Source organism: Pseudomonas parafulva NBRC 16636 = DSM 17004 (assembly GCF_000730645.1).
Taxonomy (GTDB): Bacteria; Pseudomonadota; Gammaproteobacteria; order Pseudomonadales; family Pseudomonadaceae; genus Aquipseudomonas; species Aquipseudomonas parafulva.
This window is the reverse complement of record NZ_BBIU01000011.1, coordinates 216,602-238,695: the sequence shown is the minus strand read 5'-3', so window position 1 is coordinate 238,695 and position 22,094 is coordinate 216,602. Positions and strand designations below refer to the sequence as shown.

Genomic DNA, 22,094 nt, shown 5'->3' with positions numbered 1-22,094 from the left:
GATAGATGCCAGCGTTAAGAAATTTGGCAGACAGTTAATTCCACAGGATTTTTAATCAACTAATCCGTACTGCGCTACCGCGCGGGCGGTGACTCAATAAGCAAACCATATTCCCTGTGGGAGCGGGTTTACCCGCGAACAAGCCAGCGGTAATCTGTGCGGCTTGCCCACCGATGACTCGCCATGCTTTATCTGATCGCCTACATCAGCAGCGTCGTGCTGATCAACTATGCCTTTTCCAGCGCCCCGAACCTGGACGTCATCTGGTCTGCCTGGGGCGGGCTGGTGTTCATCCTGCGCGACATGGTGCAGACCCGCTTCGGCCATGGTGCGCTACTGGCCATGCTGGCCGCACTGGTACTGTCGTACGCTACGTCCGAGCCGGCCATCGCGCTGGCCAGCGCGACGGCGTTCTTCGTTTCCGAGCTGATCGACTGGCTGGTGTTCAGTGTCACCCGCCGGCCCCTGCGCGATCGCCTGTGGCTGAGCTCGGCGCTGAGCATCCCGGTGGACACGTTCATCTTCTTCGGCATGATCGGGGCGCTCACCCCGGCTGTGGTCGGTACGGCCATGGCATCCAAGTTCGCCGGGGTCACGGCGGTGTGGTTGGCCATGGCATTTCGCGCCCGGCGGGCCGCTGTGGCGGGCTGATGGTGTAGAATATCGGTCCTTTTTCAGCGGGTGGCGCCTGGCATGGCGTGGCCCCGGATGCCTGCGAGGACCTGAAATGACCCGTATCGGAACCCCCTTGTCGCCTACCGCGACCCGTGTACTGCTGTGCGGCTGTGGCGAACTGGGCAAGGAAGTGGTGATCGAGCTTCAGCGCCTGGGCGTGGAAGTGATCGCCGTCGATCGCTACGCCAATGCCCCGGCCATGCAGGTGGCCCACCGCAGCCACGTGGTCAACATGCTCGATGGCGTGGCCCTGCGTGCGGTGATCGAGGCCGAGAAGCCGCACTACATCGTTCCGGAAATCGAGGCCATCGCCACCGCTACCCTGGTCGAGCTGGAAAATGAAGGCTTCAACGTGGTGCCCACCGCCCGTGCCACCCAGCTGACCATGAACCGCGAAGGCATCCGCCGCCTGGCCGCAGAAGACCTGGACCTGCCAACCTCGCCCTACCACTTCGCCGACACCTTCGAAGCCTACGCCGAGGCCGTGGCCGACGTGGGGTACCCCTGCGTGGTCAAGCCGGTGATGAGCTCGTCGGGCAAGGGCCAGAGCCTGCTGCGCAGCGACGCCGACCTGCAGGCTTCATGGGCCTATGCCCAGGAGGGCGGCCGTGCTGGCAAGGGGCGCGTGATCGTGGAAGGCTTCATCGACTTCGACTACGAAATCACCCTGCTGACCGTGCGGCACGTGGGCGGCACTACCTTCCTGGAACCGGTGGGCCATCGCCAGGAGAAGGGCGACTATCAGGAGTCCTGGCAGCCGCAGGCCATGAGCCCCAAGGCACTTGCAGAGTCGCAGCGGGTGGCCAAGGCGGTCACCGATGCCCTGGGCGGGCGCGGCCTGTTTGGCGTGGAGCTGTTCGTGAAAGGCGACCAGGTGTGGTTCAGTGAGGTGTCGCCACGCCCTCACGACACCGGCCTGGTCACGCTGATTTCACAGGACTTGTCGCAGTTCGCCCTGCATGCCCGTGCCATTCTCGGCTTGCCGATCCCGGTGGTGCGCCAGTTCGGGCCGTCTGCCTCGGCGGTGATCCTGCCCGAGGGGCAGTCCCAGCAAACTAGCTTCGCCAACCTGGGCGCCGCACTGAGCGAGCCGGACACCGCGATCCGCTTGTTCGGCAAGCCGGAAATCAACGGTACACGCCGCATGGGCGTATGCCTGGCGCGCGACGAGTCGGTCGAAGCGGCCCGGGCCAAGGCAACCCGCGCCTCCCAGGCAGTCAAGGTCGAGTTCTGAGCAGGTAGCTGCAAGGGGCTTATGCCCCTTGCAGCCCTGCGCTTACAGCTCGCTGTCGCGGGTTTCTTTCAGGCACAGCACGGCGATCAGGCTGATCACTGCTGCGGCCGACACATACCCCCCCACCCAGCTCAAACCGCCCATGCTGACCAGTTTCTGGGCGAAGAACGGTGCTGCCGAGGCGCCGACGATACCGCCCAGGTTGTAGGCTGCCGAAGCACCGGTGTAGCGCACGTGGGTGGGGAACAGTTCCGGCAGCAAAGCCCCCATGGGCGCGAAGGTGACCCCCATCAGGAACAGCTCGATGGCCAGGAACAGCGCCACCCCGGCGGTGGAGCCGGAGGTCAGCAGCGGTTCCATGGCAAAACCGGATGCCACGGCCAGCAAGCCACCGACAATCAGCACCGGCTTGCGCCCGTAGCGGTCGCTGAGCCATGCCGACAGCGGTGTGGCCAGGGCCATGAACACCACGGCGAAGCACAACAGGCCCAGGAAGGTTTCGCGGCTGTAGCCCAGGGTGGTGACGCCGTAGCTCAGCGAGAACACGGTCGAAATGTAGAACAGCGCGTAGCACACCACCATGGCCGCAGCGCCCAGCAAGGTGGGCATCCAGTACTTGGAGAACAGGTCTACCACTGGCATTTTAACCCGCTCATGGCGCGCCACGGCCTTGGCAAACACGGGGCTCTCCTCAAGCTTCAGCCTCACGTACAGCCCCACCAACACCAGCGCGGCGCTGAGCAGGAACGGGATGCGCCAGCCCCATTCGCGGAACTGCTCGTCGCTGAGCACCAGGGCCAGGGTCAGGAACAGGCCATTGGCGGCCAGGAAGCCGATCGATGGCCCCAGCTGCGGGAACATGCCGAACCAGGCGCGTTTGCCCGGCGGCGCGTTTTCCGTGGCCAGCAGCGCGGCACCACCCCATTCCCCACCCAGGCCCAGGCCCTGCCCGAAGCGCAACAGGCAGAGAATGATTGGCGCCCATACGCCGATGCTGTCATAGCCCGGCAAGATGCCGATGGCGGTGGTGGACACACCCATCAGCAGCAGCGAGGCGACCAGGGTCGACTTGCGGCCGATACGGTCGCCAAAGTGGCCGAACAGCGCCGAGCCCAACGGCCGCGCCAGGAAAGCGATACCGAAGGTAAGAAACGCCGCCAGCATCTGCGCCGTGCCGGAGCCGGACGGGAAGAACACTGGGCCGATCACCAGGGCCGCAGCCGTGGCGTAGACGTAAAAATCGTAGAACTCGATGGCGGTGCCGATGAAGCTTGCGGTGGCCACCCGTGCGGGGGAGTTGACCGGCGCACTGGGCGCCTGGGCATAGGTGCTGCTGGTAGTCATGCGTGAGTCCCTGACAGTCTGGCCGGGCGCCATCAGCGTTGCGTGCGCCTGTGTGTTTGGCACGGGCACGGGCGATAAGCGCCGGAGCGTTTTATTGTTGTCTGCGCCAGACTGACGATGGGCCAGGGGGTGGGGCGGGGCGGGCACTGTTCGGGGTGTTGAAGCAGAACCGCTGGGCGTGTCAGTCAGGCGGCTTGGCCGTAAACCACCGGATGCGGATAGCAGGCGGGACGGCGGGGCTGGGTAAGCGTGACCGCAGTATAGCTACCGGGTCACGGTCCATACCAGTACCTTGCTGGCGCAGTTGTCTTCTGTTTCGAGGATTTCCAGGCGGTAGCGGCCGATTTTCAGGCACACCGCGCTGGCCGGTATGCTTTCCAGCGCTTCGGTGACCAGCCCGTTGAGGGTTTTCGGCCCGCCATCGCAGGGCAGGTGCCAACCCAGGGTGCGGTTGATCTCGCGCAGGGAGGCTGCGCCGTCGATCACGCAGGTGCCGTCGGCCTGCTTGTGCACATGGGGGTTGTCCAGACTCTGCTCGTCTTCGAACTCACCGACGATCTCTTCAAGGATGTCTTCCAGGGTGACGATGCCCAGCACCTCGCCGTACTCGTCCACCACCACGCCCAGGCGTCGTTGCTGCTTGTGGAAGTTGAGCAATTGCAGGTTCAGGGGCGTGCTTTCGGGGACGAAGTACGGCTCGTAGCAGGCGTCACGCAGCGCTTGCAGGGTCAGGCTACCGTGGGGCAGCAGGTGGCTGATCAGCTTGGTATTGAGGACCGCCTCGACCTGGTTGATATCGTTGTGATAGACCGGCAGGCGGGTGTGACGGCTGACAATCAGTTGTTCGCTGATACGTTCGATCGGGTCATCGAGGTTGATGCCGTCTACCTCGTTGCGCGGTACCAGGATGTCGTTGACGGTGATCTTGTCCAGCGACTGCATGCCGTCCAGCAGGCCCCGGCGAGGTGCGTCGTGTTCGTCGTCTTCATCGAAGGGGGCCGCTTGCTGCGGGTGCAGCGCCACGGCGGCGGGTTGCAGGCGGAACGGGCGCAGCAACAGCTTTGCGCAGCCATCGAGTAGCCAGGCCAGTGGCTGCAGCACCGCCAGTGGCATCTGCAGCAGGCTGGCACCCAGGCTCACGAACGCCTGCGGGTTGCGGCGGGCAAGCCGGCGCGGCAGGTATTCGGCGAACACCAGCAGGGCAGCGGCGGCAGCCAGGCCTGCCAGCCAGAAGCCATCGTCACCGCCCTCGCGCAGGCCGATCAGGCAGGCGAGGGCGAGCACCAGCAGCTTGCCCAGGCTGGCGCACAACACCAGCGCCGGGCCGGGCAGGGCGGGCTGCCCGTCCCCCTCGGCCTGCTGTGTTGCCGGGTGTGTGCGGGCGGCCTCGACGGCAGTGAACAGGGCGGACCACAGCAGTGCCAGTGCCGAAGTGCCGAGTAGCGGTGCGTACGGCAGGATGTTCATGGGTGGCCGTCAGATGTGCAGGATGAATTCACGGACCAGCTTGCTGCCGAAATAGGCCAGCATCAGCAGGCAGAAACCTGCCAGCGTCCAGCGAATGGCCTTGTGGCCACGCCAGCCCAGGCGGGTTCTGCCCCACAGCAGCACACTGAACACCACCCAGGCCACGCAGGCCAGCAGCGTCTTGTGCACCAGGTGCTGAGCGAACAGGTTGTCCAGGAACAGCCAGCCAGAAATCAGCGACAGCGACAGCAGGCACCAGCCTGCCCAAAGAAAGCCGAACAGCAGGCTTTCCATGGTCTGCAGGGGCGGGAAGTTGCGAATCAGCCCGGACGGGTGCTTGTTTTTCAGCTGACGGTCCTGCACCAGCAGCAGCAGCGACTGGAACACCGCGATGGTGAACAGCCCATACGCCAGGATCGACAGCAGGATGTGCGCAAGAATGCCGGGTTCTTCGTCGATCAGCGGCACCGTGCCGGGTGGCGCGAATTGCGCCAGCAGCGCGGTCACAGCCCCCAGGGGGAACAGCAGCACCAGGAGGTTTTCCACGGGGATGCTGATGCAGGCCAGCAAGGTCAGGGCGATGACCGCTACTGCGATCAGGCTGGCTGCGCTGAAGAAGTCCAGGCTCAGGCCCAGCGGCGTGATCAGCTGGAAGAACAGCGCGCCGCCCTGGGCGAGCACCGCAATTGTGCCCAGCAGGGCAGGCAGGCGTTTGTCGGCCTTGCGGCCCTTGGCCAGGGCCGAGCCCTGGTAGATGGCCGCAACGGTGTACAGCACGGCAGCGATCAGGTTGGGGATGAGGCTGGGAGAGGAGAACATAAGTCCTGGTTGGCGAGCCCTAAAGAGACGGAGTTTGGCATAGCGCGCTGCAAGCTGCACCTTTGAGCTGCAAGCTTTGAGCTACAAGCTGCAAGAAAAAGCAGCCGTCACGCGCGCCGGCTCTTTCTTGTGGCTTGTAGCTTATCGCTTGCGGCTCGCAAGCCAGACGGGCGAGCGGCAAGCTTTGAGCTACAAGCTGCAAGAAAAAGCAGCCCTCACGCGCATCGGCTCTTGCTTGCAGCTTGCAGCTTGCAGCTTGCAGCTTGCAGCTTGTGGCTTGCAGCTTGCAGCTTGTGGCTTGCCGCTCGGAAGCCGAGGTGTGCGGCGGCGCTGCACTTCGCTATAATCGCCGCCTTGCTGCGCCTGGCGGGTCTGTATTTGCTCCCCGGCGCCTGACAAACCTCGGCTTCTACTGGGCCTGAAAGGATCACCATGTTCGAAAACCTGACCGACCGCCTGTCACAGACGCTGCGCCATGTTACCGGCAAGGCCAAGCTGACCGAAGACAACATCAAGGACACGCTGCGCGAAGTGCGCATGGCCCTGCTCGAGGCCGACGTTGCCCTGCCGGTGGTGAAGGATTTCGTCAACAGCGTCAAGGAGCGCGCGGTCGGCACCGAGGTGTCGCGTAGCCTCACCCCGGGCCAGGCCTTCGTCAAGATCGTTCAGGCTGAACTCGAAAGCCTGATGGGCGCGGCCAACGAAGACCTCGCGCTCAATGCGGCCCCGCCCGCCGTGGTGCTCATGGCTGGCCTGCAGGGCGCGGGCAAGACCACCACCGCCGGCAAGCTGGCGCGCTTCCTCAAGGAGCGCAAGAAGAAGAGCGTGATGGTGGTCTCGGCCGACGTTTACCGCCCGGCAGCGATCAAGCAGCTCGAAACCCTGGCCAATGACATCGGGGTTACCTTCTTCCCCTCTGATATCAGCCAGAAGCCGGTGGCCATCGCCGAAGCGGCCATCCGTGAAGCCAAGCTGAAGTTCATCGACGTGGTCATCGTCGATACCGCCGGCCGCCTGCACATCGACGCCGACATGATGGACGAGATCAAGGCCCTGCACGCTGCAGTGAAGCCGATCGAGACCCTGTTCGTGGTCGACGCCATGACCGGCCAGGACGCCGCCAACACCGCCAAGGCCTTCGGCGAAGCACTGCCGCTGACCGGTGTTGTGCTGACCAAGGTGGACGGCGATGCCCGCGGTGGTGCGGCGCTGTCGGTGCGCGCCATCACCGGCAAGCCGATCAAGTTCATCGGTATGGGCGAGAAGAGCGAAGCGCTCGAACCGTTCCACCCAGACCGTGTGGCGTCGCGCATCCTCGGCATGGGCGACGTGCTCAGCCTGATCGAGCAGGCCGAACAGACCATCGACAAGGCCAAGGCCGACAAGCTGGCCAAGAAGCTGAAGAAGGGCAAGGGCTTCGACCTCGAAGACTTCCGCGACCAGCTGCAACAGATGAAGAACATGGGCGGCCTGGGTGGCCTGATGGACAAGCTGCCGAGCATCGGTGGCGTCAACCTGTCGCAGATGGGCGGTGCTCAAGGGGCGGCCGAGAAGCAGTTCAAGCAGATGGAGGCGATCATCAACTCCATGACCCCTGCCGAGCGTCGTGACCCCGACCTGATCAGTGGTTCGCGCAAGCGCCGCATCGCGCTGGGTTCCGGCACCCAGGTGCAAGACATCGGCCGCCTGATCAAGCAGCACAAGCAAATGCAGAAGATGATGAAGAAATTTTCCGCCAAGGGCGGTATGGCCAAGATGATGCGCGGCCTGGGCGGCATGCTGCCAGGCGGCGGCATGCCGAAGCTGTAAACCCTGTTCAGAGCGCCTGCCCCTCATCGGGCAGGCGCCCAGAACCCCCGCCGTGGCGGGGGCAACGGCCGCGCAAGGCGCGGCTTATAACGGCAAATCCGGACGGCGTGGCAAGGCCAGGCCGAAAAAGGCATTTGCAAATGTCCGTGTATTCCCTGAGAATATGCGGCCTTTTGGGCACCCGTGTGCCTATTTGGCATTCAGATTTGCAGTACAAACTGCAGCACCGACTATAGGAACGATGTTCACATGGTAACCATTCGTCTGGCCCGTGGCGGCTCGAAAAAGCGCCCTTTCTACCACCTGACCGTGACCAACTCGCGTAACGCCCGTGACGGCCGTTTCGTTGAGCGCGTTGGCTTCTTCAACCCGATCGCATCGGGCGCCGAAGTCAAGCTGTCGGTCAACCAAGAGCGCGTCACCTACTGGCTGAGCCAGGGCGCACAGCCGTCTGAGCGCGTTGCTCAGCTGCTGAAGGACGCTGCCAAGGCTGCCGCCTGAGCAGTATGAACGCGACGCCAGAAAAGGCTGACGACCTCATCGTCGTTGGCAAGATTTTTTCGGTTCACGGCGTTCGCGGCGAGGTGAAGGTGTACTCCTTTACCGATCCGATTGAAAACCTGTTGGATTATCCCGGCTGGACGCTTCGGCACGAAGGCAAGGTAAAGCAGGTCGAGCTGGTCAGCGGTCGTGGCTCCCAAAAGGGCCTGGTCGTGAAGCTCAAAGGCCTCGATGATCGTGATGAAGCCCGTCTTCTGAGCGGTTACGAAATCTGCATTGCGCGGAGCCTTTTGCCCAACCTGGCTGCCGACGAGTACTACTGGTACCAGTTGGTAGGTCTGAAGGTCATCAACCAGGACGAACAGCTGTTCGGTACGGTCGATCACCTGTTGGAGACCGGTGCGAACGATGTAATGGTGGTCAAACCCTGCGCAGGCAGCCTGGATGATCGCGAGCGTCTGTTGCCCTATACGGCGCAATGCGTGCTCAACGTCGACCTGGAAGCAGGCGTGATGCGGGTTGAATGGGATGCGGACTTCTAGACGATGGGTAACCTTCGCGTAGACGTCATCACGTTGTTCCCCGAGATGTTCTCGGCCATCACGGAGTACGGCATTACCAGCCGCGCGGTGAAACAGGGGTTGCTTCAGGTGACTTGCTGGAACCCGCGGGACTACACCACAGATCGTCACCATACGGTAGATGATCGGCCATTTGGCGGTGGTCCAGGCATGGTGATGAAAATCAAGCCTCTGGAAGATGCACTGGTCAACGCCAGGCAGGCAACCGGAGCAGCGGCGAAGGTGATCTACCTCTCGCCACAAGGCCGCAAGCTGACTCAGCAGGCGGTCAAAGGCCTGGCCGAACAGGAATCGTTGATCCTGATCGCCGGTCGTTATGAAGGCATTGACGAGCGCTTTATCGAGGCTCATGTCGATGAGGAGTGGTCGATTGGCGACTATGTGCTTTCCGGTGGCGAGCTGCCGGCCATGGTACTGATCGATGCGGTTACACGGCTGCTGCCCGGAGCTTTAGGGCATGTGGACTCGGCGGAGGAAGATTCTTTCACCGACGGTCTGCTGGATTGCCCGCACTACACCCGGCCTGAGGTGTATGCGGATCAGCGTGTTCCCGACGTGTTGCTAAGTGGCAACCATGCACACATCCGGCGTTGGAGAATGAAGCAGTCCCTTGGTAGGACCTTCGAACGACGCGCCGATCTTCTGGAAAGTCGCTCACTTTCTGGAGAAGAGAAGAAGCTGCTCGAGGAATACCTCCGCGAGCGGGACGATAGTTAAACGTATCGATGGTGGATCGCGTATCCATCTTAGGAGCACAGCATGACCAACAAGATCATCCAGCAGCTCGAAGCAGAGCAGATGAGCAAGGAAATCCCGACCTTCGCACCAGGCGACACCGTTGTCGTCCAGGTTAAAGTGAAGGAAGGTGAGCGTTCCCGTCTGCAGGCGTTCGAAGGCGTTGTTATCGCCAAGCGCAACCGCGGCCTGAACAGCGCCTTCACCGTGCGCAAGATCTCCAGCGGTGTGGGTGTTGAGCGTACTTTCCAGACCTACAGCCCGCAAATCGACAGCCTGGCCGTGAAACGTCGTGGTGACGTGCGTAAAGCCAAGCTGTACTACCTGCGCGACCTGTCCGGCAAAGCCGCTCGCATCAAGGAAAAACTGTCCTGAGTACAGTTTGCCCGGTGGCAAACGCCGCCTAGCGAGAAAAAAGCAGCCTTCGGGCTGCTTTTTTGCTTTTTGTAATCCTGTTGGCTCCCTGCATCGACGGGTGAAGACAACCCGCCAGCCGCTGTGAAACACTAGCCCCTTCTTTGTAACCCAGCAGCCCCCGAATGCCCGCCCTGGACCACCCCCTGATCGACGCGTTTCTCGATGCCCTGTGGCTGGAAAAAGGCCTCTCTGATAACACCCGGGTTTCCTACCGAAGCGATCTGGCACTGTTCAACGGCTGGCTGCAGGAGCGTGGCATCAGCCTGCCCGACGCTGGGCGCGAACTGATTCTCGACCACCTGGCCTGGCGCCTGGATCAAGGCTACAAGCCGCGCTCCACTGCACGCTTTCTGTCTGGCCTGCGTGGCTTTTACCGGTATTTGCTGCGGGAGAAGCAAGTGGCCGTGGACCCGACGCTGCAGGTGGACATGCCACAGCTGGGCAGGCCGTTGCCCAAGTCTCTGTCCGAGGCAGATGTCGAGGCCCTGCTGCAGGCCCCCGACCTGGGGGAGGCCATCGGCCAGCGCGACCGGGCCATGCTTGAGGTGCTGTATGCCTGTGGCCTGCGTGTGACCGAACTGATCAGCCTGGCCCTGGACCAGATAAACCTCCGCCAGGGTGTGCTGCGGGTGATGGGCAAGGGCAACAAGGAGCGCCTGGTGCCCATGGGTGAGGAGGCGGTGGTGTGGCTTGAGCGCTACCTGCGCGATGGCCGCGGCGAGCTGCTCAATGGCCGGCCCAGCGATGTGCTTTTCCCAAGCCTGCGCGGTGAGCAGATGACTCGCCAGACCTTCTGGCACCGTATCAAGCACCATGCTCGGGTGGCCGGGATCGACAAGCCGCTGTCGCCCCATACCCTGCGCCACGCGTTTGCCACCCACCTGCTCAACCACGGTGCCGACCTGCGTGTGGTACAGATGCTGCTGGGCCACAGCGACCTGTCCACCACCCAGATCTACACCCACGTGGCCAAGGCACGCCTTCAGCAGCTACATGCCCAGCACCACCCCCGTGGATGAATGTTTTTCATGTTCCGCTGGCTGGCACCCTGCAGGGCCCTTAAACAGGGGCGTGATGTGGTAGGCTTGGCCGGTTTGCACCAAGGACCGCACGGTCACCGCGTTTTCCCGCAGGTGACGCCCTCCGGTCCCTGTCCGCCCTCAGGAGTTCCCATGCGCGTGACCCAGTTTTTCGCCGCCGCCGCGATGGCGCTGGCCAGCACCTTCGCCGCTGCTGCGGCCACCGACAGCAATGCCGGTGCCGAGCAGGCTATTCGCAAGTCGTTGCAAAACCTTGAATTGGAAGTGCCTGTAGAAAGCGTTGCCAGCAGCCCGCTCAGTGGCCTGTATGAAGTCAAGCTGCAGGGTGGCCGTGTGCTGTATGCCAGCGCCGATGGCCAGTTCGTGATGCAGGGCTATCTGTTCCAGATCCAGGACGGTAAGCCGGTCAACCTGACCGAGAAAACCGAGCGCATGGGCATTGCCAAGCTCATCAATGGCATCCCGGCCGCCGAGATGGTGGTTTACCCCGCCAAGGGCGAAACCAAATCGCACATCACCGTGTTCACCGACACCACCTGCCCGTACTGCCACAAGCTGCACGCCGAGGTGCCCGAGCTGAACCGCCGCGGCATTGAGGTACGCTATGTGGCGTTCCCGCGTCAGGGGCTGAATTCGCCAGGCGACCAGCAACTGCAGGCCGTGTGGTGTTCCAGTGACCGTCGTGCGGCCATGGACAAGATGGTGGAAGGCAAGGAAATCAAGGCGGCCAAGTGCGCCAACCCGGTCAGCAAGCAGTTCCAGCTGGGCCAGTCGATCGGTGTCAATGGCACGCCAGCCATCGTGCTCGAGAGCGGGCAGGTCATTCCGGGCTACCAGCCGGCACCGCAAGTGGCCAAGCTGGCACTGGCCAAGTAATTCAGTTCAATGCGCCGTCGTCATGGGGTGACGGCATGTTTCACGGTCGGCAAGGGTGTCGACCGTTCTATGGGGAGTTCACAGTGAAACCGGTCAAAGTAGGCATCTGTGGGTTGGGGACCGTCGGTGGCGGAACCTTCAATGTACTTCAGCGCAACGCCGAGGAGATTGCCCGCCGTGCCGGGCGCGGTATTGAAGTGGCACAGATTGCCATGCGCTCGCAGAACCCGAACTGCCAGATTACCGGTACCCCCATTACCGCTGACGTGTTCGAAGTTGCCTGCAACCCGGAGATCGACATTGTCATCGAACTGATCGGCGGCTACACCGTGGCCCGTGACCTGGTGCTCAAGGCCATCGAGAACGGCAAGCACGTGGTCACCGCCAACAAGGCGCTGATTGCTGTACATGGCAACGAAATCTTCGCCAAGGCCCGCGAGAACGGTGTGATCGTGGCCTTCGAGGCTGCCGTGGCGGGTGGCATCCCGGTGATCAAGGCCATCCGCGAAGGCCTGTCGGCCAACCGCATCAACTGGCTGGCCGGTATCATCAACGGCACTGGCAACTTCATCCTCACCGAAATGCGTGAGAAAGGCCGCGCCTTCCCCGACGTGCTGGCCGAAGCCCAGGCCCTGGGTTATGCCGAAGCCGACCCCACTTTCGATGTGGAAGGGATCGACGCCGCGCACAAGCTGACCATCCTGGCGTCCATCGCGTTCGGCATTCCGCTGCAGTTCGACAAGGCCTACACCGAAGGCATCACCCAGTTGACCACTGCCGACGTGAACTATGCCGAAGCCTTGGGCTACCGCATCAAGCACCTGGGCATGGCGCGCCGCACTGCAGAAGGCATCGAGCTGCGCGTGCACCCCACGCTGATCCCGGCCGACCGCCTGATCGCCAACGTCAATGGTGTGATGAACGCCGTGATGGTGAACGGTGATGCTGCCGGGTCCACCCTCTACTACGGCGCCGGCGCCGGCATGGAGCCGACTGCTTCGTCGGTGGTCGGCGACCTGGTGGACGTGGTGCGTGCCATGACGTCCGACCCGGAAAACCGCGTGCCGCACCTGGCCTTCCAGCCAGATTCGCTGTCGGCCCACCCGATCCTGCCGATCGAAGCCTGCAAGAGCGCCTACTACTTGCGTATCCAGGCCAAGGACCACCCGGGCGTACTGGCCCAGGTGGCCAGCATCCTCTCGGAGCGTGGCATCAACATCGAGTCGATCATGCAGAAGGAAGCTGAGGAGCAGGACGGCCTGGTGCCGATGATCCTGCTGACACACGGTGTGGTCGAGCAGCGCATCAACGACGCCATTGTCGCCCTGGAGGCGCTCCAGGACGTCGTCGGTAACGTGGTACGTATCCGCGTCGAGCAGCTCAACTAAGCGGCAAGCCTCAAGCTGCAAGCTGCAAGTAAAAGCAGGGCGGTGTTGAGGCTTCAATAGAGTACATTTGCGGTAAAAGTGAGAAGCAGAGCTAGAGAGCAACGCCGGTCGGCTTGTCTTGTAGCTTGCGGCTCACAGCTTGCCGCTCGTCAGAGTAGATTTGCGGCAACGGTGAGAAGCACAGCGCAAAAGCAACGCCGGTCGGCTTGTTCTTGCAGCTTGCAGCTCACAACTTGCCGCTCAAACCAAAGGTTTGCCCCATGCGCTATATCAGTACCCGTGGCCAGGCACCGGCCCTCAACTTCGAAGACGTGCTGCTCGCAGGCCTCGCCACCGACGGCGGCTTGTACGTGCCAGAGAACCTGCCACGTTTCACCCAGGAAGAAATCGCTTCCTGGGCCGGCCTGCCGTACCACGAACTGGCCTTCCGCGTAATGCGCCCATTCGTCCAGGGCAGCATCGCCGACGCCGACTTCAAGAAAATCCTCGAGGAGACCTACGGTGAGTTCGCTCACGCTGCCGTGGCGCCACTGCGCCAGCTGAACAGCAACGAGTGGGTGCTGGAGTTGTTCCACGGCCCCACCCTGGCGTTCAAGGACTTCGCCCTGCAACTGCTTGGCCGCCTGCTCGATCATGTGCTGGCCAAGCGCAACGAGCGTGTGGTGATCATCGGCGCCACCAGTGGCGATACCGGGTCTGCGGCCATCGAAGGCTGCCGTCGTTGCGACAACGTCGACATCTTCATCCTGCACCCGCACCAGCGTGTGTCCGAAGTGCAACGTCGGCAGATGACCACCATCTTTGGCGAAAACATTCACAACATCGCCATCGAAGGCAACTTCGACGACTGCCAGGAAATGGTCAAGGCAAGCTTCGCCGACCAGTCGTTCCTCAAGGGCACCCGCCTGGTGGCTGTGAACTCGATCAACTGGGCGCGGATCATGGCCCAGATCGTCTACTACTTCCATGCAGCCCTGCAACTTGGCGGCCCGGCGCGTTCGGTCGCGTTCTCTGTGCCCACCGGCAACTTCGGCGACATCTTCGCGGGTTACCTGGCACGCAACATGGGCCTGCCGATCAGCCAACTGGTGGTGGCTACCAACCGCAACGACATCCTGCACCGCTTCATGAGCGGCAACCAGTACGTCAAGGAAACCCTGCACGCCACGCTGTCGCCGTCGATGGACATCATGGTTTCGTCCAACTTCGAGCGCCTGCTGTTCGACCTGCACGGTCGCAACGGGGCAGCGATTGCCGAACTGATGGCCAACTTCAGGCAGGGTGGCGGTTTCAGCGTGGAACAGGACCGCTGGACCGAAGCGCGCAAGCTGTTCGATTCGCTGGCCGTGACCGACGAGCAGACCTGCCAGACCATCGCCGATGTATTCGCCAGCACCGGCGAAGTGCTTGACCCACACACGGCCATTGGTGTGAAAGCGGGCCGCGAGTGCCGTCGCAGCCTGGATACGCCGATGGTGGTGCTGGGCACGGCGCACCCGGTCAAATTCCCCGAGGCTGTCGAGCAGGCCGGCGTCGGCAAGGCGCTGGAGCTGCCGGTGCACCTCAGCGACCTGTTCAGCCGCGAGGAGCGCTGCACGGTACTGGCCAATGACCTGAAGGCTGTCCAGGCCTTCGTCAGCCAGCACGGCAACCGCGGCAAGCCGTTGTAACCCTCGGCGCATCGGGGCTGCCAGTCAGCCCCGAAGCCTCAGGTATTTCCTGGGGTGGTTTCAGACGCGTCCTATTCTGGCGGGCGTTCGTCCAGCCTAGATTAGCCGGTCCTCTCAACAGGAGCGGCTCATGTACCAGCCCCATGTGTTGATTCACCAGGCACGCCCATCGCATCAGATTCTTCTGCACCAGGCGCTCAATGCCCAAGGCATCTTCCAGGTTCGCATCAGCGAGAACACTGCAGAACTTAACGCTTGTCTGTCAGCCGTAAGCTGCCCTGACCTGGTGATTGTCGATCACGCCATGCCCACCCGCACCGGCTTGGCCCTGCTCAAGAAACTGCCGGCTGCCTGCCCGCTGGTGTTTGTGGGCAGCGCTGGGCCAAGACGTCGCGACCTGGCCCAGGAAGCCCGAAGCGCGGGCTTGCGCGTGCTGGCCGAGCTGCCATGGCCGGTATCGACGCGAGCCTTGCAAAACGCGCTGCAAACCCTGCAGCAGCGCCCATGGCGGGGTATCCAAACTGTCACAAACACACCGCATGCTCACTGAAACGGCCACGGCGTGACGAACTTTCCGCTGCGCGCGCTGGTCTGCTTTCAGTACCCCCACCACCCAGCGAGTGTTCCGGATGGAAAGAATCTGCAGACTGCTCAACCAAGCACTGGCCCCTTACCAGGCTCAACTCAGCCTCGCCGATGAACGCGGCAACCGCCAGCTGACTGTTCACGATCACCTGGCCGGCATTACCTTGCAGCGCACGGTCAGCGAGTTCCAGTTGCAGGAACAGCGCCTGCTGGTGGACCTGGTGGATGGCCTGCACCGTGACCTGCAGATCGCCGAAGGGCGTTTGCAGCCCTGTGTGATTGCAGCCCTGCAGCAACGTCAGCAGCCCCAGGGAACCTTCGCCTGAGGTGTTCATCGAATGTTTCAGTGCAGCCAGCCAATGCTTCGCTCCCGTGTTGGCTGATACTGCCCCGTAAAGCCCCAGGGCTTTCGCTTGACCCCGGACGTACCTCCCCCGCGTCCGGGGTTTCTTTTTGCCTGCGGTTTACCGGGCTTCAAGGGGTGGCTGATGCTCAGTGAAGAACTGCCTGCTCTGTTCGAGATAGTCTTCCTGTTCCACAGGCGCCAGCCAGCGAGCGTACGCACGGGGCAGCACCTCGCGGCGCAATGCTGGTAGCAACTGGTCGATACGCGCCACCGCAGCGCGTCCCAACGGGGTATCCGAACAGCCTACATGCAGGAACTGATAGGGGTTCACCCCCTGGATGGGATGGAACTGGTAATCCGCCAGCGACCCACCTTGCTGCTGGATCAGGTAGCGCACTTCAGGCCAGTAACCCAGTACCAGGCGCAACCGCCCCAGGTGTTGCATCTGCAACAGGTTGGCGGTGGCTTCGGTGCCGTAGTGTCGGCTCAGGGCCGCGTCGGGCAACTGGCGTAGCGTGTGGTCGATCAGCGTGCCATAGCTGCGCTCGGCAACCACGCCCAGCTTGAGTGAGGTGCGGCTCATCAGCCCCAGCAGGTCCACGGCATCGCCGTCGAGGTAGGGCGCAATCAGCGGTTGGCTTTCCTTCAGTGACACCAGGCCACTGGTACGCACGCCCAGCATCGGGATGGAAAAATACACGTAACGGGCACGTTCGGCCGTCCACAGCAGCATCGGGTCGCAGGTGAAGGTGGCTGGGTCCTGCAGCATCTGGATGCCACGGGCACGGTTGACCCGCAGCACGTCGTGGTCGTATTCGGGCATGTGTTCGATCAATTGCGGGAGCAATTGGTCGATAACGCCGTGGCCTGTTTCCGGGCCCTCGAATACGGTAAAGGGCGGCATGTCGCGCACCAGCCACAGCAGGCGCTCACGCGCTGCGGCCGGCTGGCAGAGCAGCGTGGGCAGCAAGCCGCACAGCAGGGCGAGCCTGGCCAGGCTACCCCAGCAGCAGGGGCGGGCCAGGATCAGACCGCGCCTGCCTGGCGCAGGCCGGCGATGGCTACCGCGTCGTAGCCCAGCCGGGCAAGCACTGCATCAGTATGTTCACCCAGGGCAGGCCCCACCCATTCGGCAGCGCCTGGGGTGTCCGACAGTTTCGGCACGATGCCCGGCATACGGAACGCCTTGCCGTCGGGCAGTTTGGCCTGCAGAAACATCTCGCGTGCCAGGTATTGCGGGTCGTTGAACATGTCTTCGGCCGAATAGATGCGGCTTGCCGGCACCTGGGCGGCAGTCAGCACCTGCATCAGCGTATCCAGGGGCAAGCCGTTGGCCCACCGGTCGATCACCCCATACAACTCATCGCGGCGCAGGTCGCGGCCATCGTTGGTCGCCAATGCAGGGTCTTCGGCCAAGTCATTGCGGCCAATGGCCTGCATGAAGCGCTTGAAGATCGCATCGCCATTGGCGCCGATCTGCACGTGCTTGCCGTCTGCGCTGGTGTGGATGGAGGAGGGGGTGATGCCCGGCATGATGTTGCCGGTCCGCTCGCGGATAAAACCGAATACGTCGAATTCCGGCACCATGCTTTCCATCATGGCGAAAATGGCTTCGTACAGCGCAACATCCACGACCTGGCCTTCGCCACCATTCACTTCGCGGTGGCGCAGGGCCATGAGCGCGCCGATCACGCCCCACAGTGCCGCGATCGAATCGCCAATCGAAATACCCGTGCGCACCGGCGGGCGGTCGTCGAAGCCAGTGATGTAGCGCAAGCCACCCATGGATTCACCCACCGCGCCAAAGCCGGGCTGGTCCTTCATCGGCCCGGTCTGGCCAAAGCCGGACAGGCGCACCATGACCAGCCGCGGGTTCAGCGCATGCAGCACATCCCAGCCCAGGCCGAGCTTTTCCAGTACGCCCGGGCGGAAGTTCTCGATGAGGATGTCTGCGTCGGCCAGCAGTTGCTTGAGAATATCGATGCCTTGAGGGTGCTTCAGGTTCAGGGTGAGCGACTGCTTGTTGCGTGCCTGCACGAACCACCACAGCGACGTACCCTCATACAGCTTGCGCCACTTGCGCAGCGGGTCACCGCCATCGGGCGATTCCACCTTGATCACTTCGGCGCCGAATTCGGCGCAGATACGCGAGGCGAACGGCCCGGCGATCAGGGTGCCGAGCTCGACCACCTTGAGGCCGGCGAGGGGTTTGCTGGGCGTCGACATGGGGCATCCGTGGCAGCTGAAAACAGCCGTGGTTTTATCACAGCTCCTGAGCGGCAGATACTGCCGCGGCACAACAAGGTGCCGGATCGGTTAGACTGGGCAACTTTTAATTCGAGCAAGAAGCCCTGCGACCATGGCCCAGCCGTCCACCACCTACAAATTCGAACTGAACCTGACCGACCTCGACCGCAACGTCTACGAGAGCGTCAAGCAGACCATTGCACGGCACCCTTCGGAAACCGAAGAGCGCATGGCGGTTCGTTTGTTGGCGTACGCGCTGTGGTACAACGAGAACCTGGCATTCGGCCGTGGCCTCTCGGATGTCGACGAACCGGCGCTGTGGGAAAAAAGCCTGGACGACCGGGTGCTGCACTGGATCGAGGTGGGCCAGCCCGACGCCGAGCGCCTGACCTGGTGCTCGCGCCGTACCGAGCGCACCAGCCTGCTGGCCTACGGCAGCCTGCGCGTGTGGGAAGGCAAGGTGGTGGGCGCGGTCAAGAACCTGAAAAACCTCAGCATCGCCGCAGTGCCCCAGGAAGTGCTGGAAACACTGGCCACCGACATGCCGCGCAGCATCAAATGGGATGTGATGATCAGTGAAGGCACGGTGTTTGTCACCGACGACCGTGGCCAGCACGAAGTGCAGTTGCAGTGGCTGCTCGGGGAGCGTGGCTGAACCACCCCATGCGTATTGAACCTCGCCCGCTGCCGCCCGCCCTGCCTTTTCTCGGTAACCTACCGCCGTTGCTCACCCGCCTGTACGCCGCCCGTGGCGTGCAGAGCGAGGCCGAGCTGGACAAGAGCCTGGCGCGCCTGTTGCCTTATCAGCAGCTCAAAGGCATCGAAGCCGGTGTCGATTTGCTGGTGCACGCCATCGACCAGCGCCAGCGTATTCTCATCGTCGGTGACTTCGATGCCGATGGCGCCACGGCCAGTACCGTCGGCGTGCTGGGCCTGCGTTTGCTGGGGGCCGCCCACGTCGATTACCTGGTGCCCAACCGCTTCGAGTACGGCTACGGGCTGACCCCGGAAATCGTCGAAGTGGCACTGCAACGCCAGCCTGAATTGCTGATCACCGTAGACAACGGCATTTCCAGTGTCGAGGGCGTCGCTGCCGCCAAGGCCGCTGGGCTGAAGGTATTGGTCACTGACCATCATCTGCCCGGTGAGCAGTTGCCAGAAGCCGATGCCATAATCAACCCCAACCAGCCCGGCTGCACGTTCCCCAGCAAGGCGCTGGCCGGTGTGGGGGTGATCTTCTATGTACTCATGGCCCTGCGTGCACGGTTGCGCAGCCTCGGGCGTTACGCAACGCAGCCGCAGCCCAACATCGGTGAACTGCTCGACCTGGTGGCGCTGGGCAGCGTGGCTGATGTGGTACCGCTGGATGCCAACAACCGCATCCTGGTTTACCAGGGCCTCGAGCGTATCCGCGCTGGCCGTGCCCGGCCGGGGTTGAAGGCCATTCTCGAAGTGGCCCGCCGCGACCACCGGCGCATCACCTCCACCGACCTGGGCTTCATCCTCGGCCCACGGCTGAACGCTGCCGGGCGCCTGGATGACATGAGCCTGGGTATCGAATGCCTGCTGTGCGAAGACGCGGCCCTGGCCCAGGACATGGCCCAACAGCTGGACGGCCTGAACCAGGACCGCAAGTCCATCGAACAGGGCATGCAGCGCGAGGCCCTGGCCCAACTGCGGGACCTGCCGGTGGAGTCGATGCCTTACGGGCTGTGCCTGTTCGATGCCGAGTGGCACCAGGGCGTGATCGGCATCCTGGCGTCACGCCTGAAGGAGCGCTACCACCGGCCTACCATCGCCTTCGCCGATGCGGGGGAGGGTGTGCTGAAGGGGTCTGCCCGTTCGGTTCCAGGCTTTCACATCCGCGATGCGCTGGATGCCGTTGCTGCCCGCCATCCGCAGTTGATCAGCAAGTTCGGCGGCCACGCCATGGCGGCTGGGCTGTCTCTGCCGGAGGGGAATTTCCCGGCGTTTGCCGAAGCGTTCGATGAAGAAGTACGGCGCCAGTTGTGTGAAGACGACCTCACCGGCCGTTTGTTGTCCGATGGCAGCCTGGCAGTAGAAGAGTTCCACCTGGACCTGGCCAAGGCCCTGCGCAATGCCGGCCCTTGGGGGCAGCACTTCCCCGAGCCGTTGTTCCATGGGGTGTTCCAGCTGGTGGAGCAGCGCGTGGTGGGTGAGCGCCACTTGAAAGTGGTGCTCAAGAGCGAGTGTGGCACCGTGCGCCTGGACGGCATCGCCTTTGGCATTGACCGTGAGGTCTGGCCCAACCCGACCGTTCGCTGGGTGGAACTGGCCTACAAGCTGGACGTGAACGAGTTTCGTGGCAATGAAAGTGTGCAGTTGATGATCGCCCACATGGAGCCGCGCTGAGGGTTGCTGGAGTTGCCGTGGTTTTTTTGGGGGTGCTCGATCTGGAAAACGACATCCCTCTCGAGCCAGGCACCCATGACCACCCAAATCCCATGGAACCTACCCCCCACCCAATCTGGTCTAGTCTGAACATTGACCGGCATCGGGCCAAGGATCGATCTGCGAGTGCCCGAGCTGGATCACCCTAGGAGTCCTTGGGAGGTGCCCTCATGAGCCTGCTGCTCGAGCCTTACACCCTGCGTCAGTTGACCTTGCCAAACCGCATTGCGGTATCGCCGATGTGCCAGTATTCCTCTGTCGATGGCCTGGCCAACGACTGGCACCTTGTCCACCTGGGCAGCCGTGCCGTGGGCGGGGCGGGGCTGGTGTTCAGCGAAGCCGTGGCGGTCACGGCGGATGGCCGCATTACTGCCGAAGACCTCGGCCTGTGGAACGACGCCCAGATTCCCCCGCTGCAGCGCATCACGCGTTTCATCACCGCCCAGGGCGCCGTGCCGGGTATTCAACTGGCCCATGCCGGGCGCAAGGCCAGCACTCACCGGCCGTGGTTGGGCAAGCACGGCAGCGTCAAACCTGAAGACGGTGGCTGGCAGCCCGTGGGGCCATCCCCTATTGCCTTTGACCCCGAGCATACCGCCCCCCGCGAACTGAGCCGCGATGAAATCCAGGGTGTAGTGGACGCGTTCGTCGCCGCTACCCAGCGTGCCCTGGAAGCGGGTTTCAAGGTCGTTGAGGTTCACGCCGCCCACGGTTACCTGCTGCACCAGTTCTTGTCACCGCTGAGCAACCAGCGCCAGGACGACTACGGCAGCTGTTTCGAAAACCGTATTCGCCTGACCCTGCAGGTAGTAGAGGCGGTGCGCGAGGTGTGGCCTGCGGAGCTGCCGCTGTTCGTAAGGGTGTCGGCCACCGACTGGGTGGAGGATGGCTGGAACCCGGACGAGACGGTCGAGTTGGCCCGCTGCCTGCGCGTGCTGGGCGTGGACCTGATCGACGTGTCGTCTGGCGGTACCTCGAGCCATGCCGAAATCCCGACCGGCCCGGGTTACCAAACCCGCTTTGCCGAGCGCGTGCGCAAGGAATCGGAGATGGCAACCGGCACCGTCGGCATGATTACCGAACCCGCCCAGGCCGAACACATTCTGCGTACGGGCCAGGCCGATATCATCTTCCTCGCCCGTGAACTGCTGCGTGACCCCTACTGGCCACTGCACGCCGATGACGACCTGGGCGGCAACAAGGCCACCTGGCCCGCCCAGTACCAGCGGGCCACCAGCCGTGCGAATCCGATTCATGAGTCGGACTTGCGTGATTGAGGTGCGGGGGCGGCACTGAGCCGCCATGGCGGTCAGGCGCAGGCCGCCCCGCTGAGGATGTCGGTGACCCATTGATTGATGCTCTTCTGTGCCAGTTCGGCCTTGGCAGCCACGCTGGCATGAAGGGCGGGCTCAAGCCGCAGGCTCAGTTTGCCGGAGTAGGTTTTCTGCGGCGCCCGGCCAAGGCGCTCACAGGTTTCCAGATAATCATCTACTGCCTCATGGAAGGCCTGGCGTAGCTCGCTGATGGATTCACCGTGAAAGCCGATCACATCCCGGATACCCGCGACGTGGCCGATCAGCAGTTGGTCTTCATCGCTGTATTCGATGCGTGCGGCGTAGCCGCGATAATTCATCACGTTCATGGCGTTACTCCTGCCTGCTCAAGAAACTGGCGGGCATCCCGTATCTGATAGGTTTTCGCGTGCCTGTCCGGGTGAGGGCGATGAAACGTCGCTACTACACCGTTAAGTTCGAAGCGCACACGCGAGCCACGCCCTTCAATGACTCGCGCACCTGCCGATACCAGCAGGGTTTCAATTCGCGCCCATTCCAGCGCCTTGGGCGTTGGTGTCTTCCACAGGTTTTCAAGCGTGGCTTTCTGTTGATTGTTCATGGTATCAGATTATGATACCAACGAAAGCCGCTCAATGGATCACCTGTAGGAGGTG

General features: G+C 62.8%; 23 protein-coding genes. 16 read left to right on the top strand and 7 right to left on the bottom strand.

The features are described 5' to 3' along the window. Positions 1 to 183 precede the first annotated feature (183 nt). Both PPA02S_RS09410 and purT read left to right on the top strand, forming a co-directional pair. Positions 184 to 651, top strand: a complete 468-nt coding sequence (locus PPA02S_RS09410; protein ID WP_028634839.1) for a VUT family protein — start codon at positions 184 to 186, stop codon at positions 649 to 651. Positions 652 to 727: 76 nt separating this feature from the next. Then, positions 728 to 1,909: a formate-dependent phosphoribosylglycinamide formyltransferase gene (gene purT, locus PPA02S_RS09405; RefSeq protein ID WP_028634840.1), complete on the top strand. Its 1,182-nt coding sequence runs from the start codon at positions 728 to 730 to the stop codon at positions 1,907 to 1,909. 42 nt (positions 1,910 to 1,951) lie between these two features. Here the strand turns inward: purT and PPA02S_RS09400 are convergent, their stop codons facing one another. From PPA02S_RS09400 to PPA02S_RS09390, 3 genes are all read right to left on the bottom strand, one after another. After that, complete coding sequence (locus PPA02S_RS09400) at positions 1,952 to 3,253, bottom strand: MFS transporter (RefSeq protein ID WP_028634841.1); 1,302 nt, start codon at positions 3,251 to 3,253, stop codon at positions 1,952 to 1,954. Between the two features lie 264 nt (positions 3,254 to 3,517). Further along, positions 3,518 to 4,720, bottom strand: coding sequence for a transporter associated domain-containing protein (locus tag PPA02S_RS09395; RefSeq protein WP_028634842.1), 1,203 nt, complete (start codon positions 4,718 to 4,720; stop codon positions 3,518 to 3,520). A gap of 9 nt (positions 4,721 to 4,729) precedes the next feature. Continuing rightward, positions 4,730 to 5,539 (bottom strand): cytochrome C assembly family protein, encoded by an 810-nt coding sequence (locus PPA02S_RS09390; protein ID WP_028634843.1) that lies wholly within the window; start codon positions 5,537 to 5,539, stop codon positions 4,730 to 4,732. A gap of 432 nt (positions 5,540 to 5,971) precedes the next feature. Between PPA02S_RS09390 and ffh the strand changes: the two genes are divergently transcribed. From ffh to PPA02S_RS09335, 11 genes are all read left to right on the top strand, one after another. After that, the gene (gene ffh / locus PPA02S_RS09385) at positions 5,972 to 7,348 is read left to right on the top strand and encodes a signal recognition particle protein (protein WP_028634844.1); all 1,377 of its coding nucleotides are present in this window, start codon (positions 5,972 to 5,974) and stop codon (positions 7,346 to 7,348) included. Between the two features lie 249 nt (positions 7,349 to 7,597). Beyond that, positions 7,598 to 7,849, top strand: a complete 252-nt coding sequence (gene rpsP / locus PPA02S_RS09380) for a 30S ribosomal protein S16 (RefSeq protein WP_008094480.1) — start codon at positions 7,598 to 7,600, stop codon at positions 7,847 to 7,849. Positions 7,850 to 7,854: 5 nt separating this feature from the next. Next, a complete protein-coding gene (gene rimM / locus PPA02S_RS09375; RefSeq protein WP_028634845.1) occupies positions 7,855 to 8,391 on the top strand; it encodes a ribosome maturation factor RimM in 537 nt (178 codons plus the stop codon). Positions 8,392 to 8,394: 3 nt separating this feature from the next. After that, entirely contained in the window at positions 8,395 to 9,147 is a 753-nt protein-coding gene (trmD, locus tag PPA02S_RS09370; RefSeq protein ID WP_028634846.1) for a tRNA (guanosine(37)-N1)-methyltransferase TrmD, read from the top strand. A 42-nt stretch (positions 9,148 to 9,189) separates the two neighbouring features. Next, positions 9,190 to 9,540 (top strand): 50S ribosomal protein L19, encoded by a 351-nt coding sequence (rplS, locus tag PPA02S_RS09365; protein WP_003252148.1) that lies wholly within the window; start codon positions 9,190 to 9,192, stop codon positions 9,538 to 9,540. 164 nt (positions 9,541 to 9,704) lie between these two features. Further along, positions 9,705 to 10,601 (top strand): site-specific tyrosine recombinase XerD, encoded by an 897-nt coding sequence (gene xerD, locus PPA02S_RS09360; protein ID WP_028634847.1) that lies wholly within the window; start codon positions 9,705 to 9,707, stop codon positions 10,599 to 10,601. Positions 10,602 to 10,754: 153 nt separating this feature from the next. Further along, complete coding sequence (locus PPA02S_RS09355) at positions 10,755 to 11,498, top strand: thioredoxin fold domain-containing protein (protein ID WP_028634848.1); 744 nt, start codon at positions 10,755 to 10,757, stop codon at positions 11,496 to 11,498. A gap of 83 nt (positions 11,499 to 11,581) precedes the next feature. Next, complete coding sequence (locus PPA02S_RS09350; RefSeq protein WP_028634849.1) at positions 11,582 to 12,886, top strand: homoserine dehydrogenase; 1,305 nt, start codon at positions 11,582 to 11,584, stop codon at positions 12,884 to 12,886. A gap of 260 nt (positions 12,887 to 13,146) precedes the next feature. After that, positions 13,147 to 14,556, top strand: a complete 1,410-nt coding sequence (thrC, locus tag PPA02S_RS09345) for a threonine synthase (RefSeq protein WP_028634850.1) — start codon at positions 13,147 to 13,149, stop codon at positions 14,554 to 14,556. A gap of 130 nt (positions 14,557 to 14,686) precedes the next feature. Next, on the top strand, positions 14,687 to 15,106 hold the full coding sequence (locus PPA02S_RS09340; protein ID WP_028634851.1) for an ANTAR domain-containing protein: 420 nt from the start codon (positions 14,687 to 14,689) through the stop codon (positions 15,104 to 15,106). A gap of 79 nt (positions 15,107 to 15,185) precedes the next feature. After that, positions 15,186 to 15,467, top strand: coding sequence for a DUF3509 domain-containing protein (locus PPA02S_RS09335; protein WP_028634852.1), 282 nt, complete (start codon positions 15,186 to 15,188; stop codon positions 15,465 to 15,467). Positions 15,468 to 15,605: 138 nt separating this feature from the next. Here the strand turns inward: PPA02S_RS09335 and PPA02S_RS09330 are convergent, their stop codons facing one another. Beyond that, on the bottom strand, positions 15,606 to 16,484 hold the full coding sequence (locus PPA02S_RS09330) for a TIGR02285 family protein (RefSeq protein WP_033728171.1): 879 nt from the start codon (positions 16,482 to 16,484) through the stop codon (positions 15,606 to 15,608). Positions 16,485 to 16,513: 29 nt separating this feature from the next. Next, complete coding sequence (locus tag PPA02S_RS09325) at positions 16,514 to 17,713, bottom strand: CaiB/BaiF CoA transferase family protein (protein ID WP_028634854.1); 1,200 nt, start codon at positions 17,711 to 17,713, stop codon at positions 16,514 to 16,516. A gap of 133 nt (positions 17,714 to 17,846) precedes the next feature. Between PPA02S_RS09325 and PPA02S_RS09320 the strand changes: the two genes are divergently transcribed. From PPA02S_RS09320 to PPA02S_RS09310, 3 genes are all read left to right on the top strand, one after another. Continuing rightward, positions 17,847 to 18,389: a YaeQ family protein gene (locus PPA02S_RS09320; RefSeq protein ID WP_028634855.1), complete on the top strand. Its 543-nt coding sequence runs from the start codon at positions 17,847 to 17,849 to the stop codon at positions 18,387 to 18,389. A gap of 8 nt (positions 18,390 to 18,397) precedes the next feature. Next, positions 18,398 to 20,107 carry a single-stranded-DNA-specific exonuclease RecJ gene (gene recJ / locus PPA02S_RS09315; protein WP_028634856.1) on the top strand — a complete coding sequence of 570 codons (1,710 nt, stop codon included), beginning with the start codon at positions 18,398 to 18,400 and terminating at the stop codon, positions 20,105 to 20,107. Between the two features lie 209 nt (positions 20,108 to 20,316). Further along, the gene (locus PPA02S_RS09310) at positions 20,317 to 21,423 is read left to right on the top strand and encodes an NADH:flavin oxidoreductase/NADH oxidase (RefSeq protein ID WP_028634857.1); all 1,107 of its coding nucleotides are present in this window, start codon (positions 20,317 to 20,319) and stop codon (positions 21,421 to 21,423) included. 32 nt (positions 21,424 to 21,455) lie between these two features. Here the strand turns inward: PPA02S_RS09310 and PPA02S_RS09305 are convergent, their stop codons facing one another. Both PPA02S_RS09305 and PPA02S_RS22590 read right to left on the bottom strand, forming a co-directional pair. Next, positions 21,456 to 21,788, bottom strand: a complete 333-nt coding sequence (locus PPA02S_RS09305; protein WP_028634858.1) for a type II toxin-antitoxin system HicB family antitoxin — start codon at positions 21,786 to 21,788, stop codon at positions 21,456 to 21,458. Then, the gene (locus PPA02S_RS22590) at positions 21,785 to 22,039 is read right to left on the bottom strand and encodes a type II toxin-antitoxin system HicA family toxin (protein WP_080667894.1); all 255 of its coding nucleotides are present in this window, start codon (positions 22,037 to 22,039) and stop codon (positions 21,785 to 21,787) included. Before PPA02S_RS22590 ends, PPA02S_RS09305 begins: the two co-directional genes overlap by 4 nt. Positions 22,040 to 22,094: the final 55 nt, after the last annotated feature.

Coding starts and splice junctions, on each gene's coding strand:
- PPA02S_RS09410 (WP_028634839.1), top strand. CDS start 184: ATGCTTTATCTGATCGCCTACATCAGCAGCGTCGTGCTGATCAACTAT.
- purT (WP_028634840.1), top strand. CDS start 728: ATGACCCGTATCGGAACCCCCTTGTCGCCTACCGCGACCCGTGTACTG.
- PPA02S_RS09400 (WP_028634841.1), bottom strand. CDS start 3,253: ATGACTACCAGCAGCACCTATGCCCAGGCGCCCAGTGCGCCGGTCAAC.
- PPA02S_RS09395 (WP_028634842.1), bottom strand. CDS start 4,720: ATGAACATCCTGCCGTACGCACCGCTACTCGGCACTTCGGCACTGGCA.
- PPA02S_RS09390 (WP_028634843.1), bottom strand. CDS start 5,539: ATGTTCTCCTCTCCCAGCCTCATCCCCAACCTGATCGCTGCCGTGCTG.
- ffh (WP_028634844.1), top strand. CDS start 5,972: ATGTTCGAAAACCTGACCGACCGCCTGTCACAGACGCTGCGCCATGTT.
- rpsP (WP_008094480.1), top strand. CDS start 7,598: ATGGTAACCATTCGTCTGGCCCGTGGCGGCTCGAAAAAGCGCCCTTTC.
- rimM (WP_028634845.1), top strand. CDS start 7,855: ATGAACGCGACGCCAGAAAAGGCTGACGACCTCATCGTCGTTGGCAAG.
- trmD (WP_028634846.1), top strand. CDS start 8,395: ATGGGTAACCTTCGCGTAGACGTCATCACGTTGTTCCCCGAGATGTTC.
- rplS (WP_003252148.1), top strand. CDS start 9,190: ATGACCAACAAGATCATCCAGCAGCTCGAAGCAGAGCAGATGAGCAAG.
- xerD (WP_028634847.1), top strand. CDS start 9,705: ATGCCCGCCCTGGACCACCCCCTGATCGACGCGTTTCTCGATGCCCTG.
- PPA02S_RS09355 (WP_028634848.1), top strand. CDS start 10,755: ATGCGCGTGACCCAGTTTTTCGCCGCCGCCGCGATGGCGCTGGCCAGC.
- thrC (WP_028634850.1), top strand. CDS start 13,147: ATGCGCTATATCAGTACCCGTGGCCAGGCACCGGCCCTCAACTTCGAA.
- PPA02S_RS09340 (WP_028634851.1), top strand. CDS start 14,687: ATGTACCAGCCCCATGTGTTGATTCACCAGGCACGCCCATCGCATCAG.
- PPA02S_RS09335 (WP_028634852.1), top strand. CDS start 15,186: ATGGAAAGAATCTGCAGACTGCTCAACCAAGCACTGGCCCCTTACCAG.
- PPA02S_RS09325 (WP_028634854.1), bottom strand. CDS start 17,713: ATGTCGACGCCCAGCAAACCCCTCGCCGGCCTCAAGGTGGTCGAGCTC.
- PPA02S_RS09320 (WP_028634855.1), top strand. CDS start 17,847: ATGGCCCAGCCGTCCACCACCTACAAATTCGAACTGAACCTGACCGAC.
- recJ (WP_028634856.1), top strand. CDS start 18,398: ATGCGTATTGAACCTCGCCCGCTGCCGCCCGCCCTGCCTTTTCTCGGT.
- PPA02S_RS09310 (WP_028634857.1), top strand. CDS start 20,317: ATGAGCCTGCTGCTCGAGCCTTACACCCTGCGTCAGTTGACCTTGCCA.
- PPA02S_RS09305 (WP_028634858.1), bottom strand. CDS start 21,788: ATGAACGTGATGAATTATCGCGGCTACGCCGCACGCATCGAATACAGC.
- PPA02S_RS22590 (WP_080667894.1), bottom strand. CDS start 22,039: ATGAACAATCAACAGAAAGCCACGCTTGAAAACCTGTGGAAGACACCA.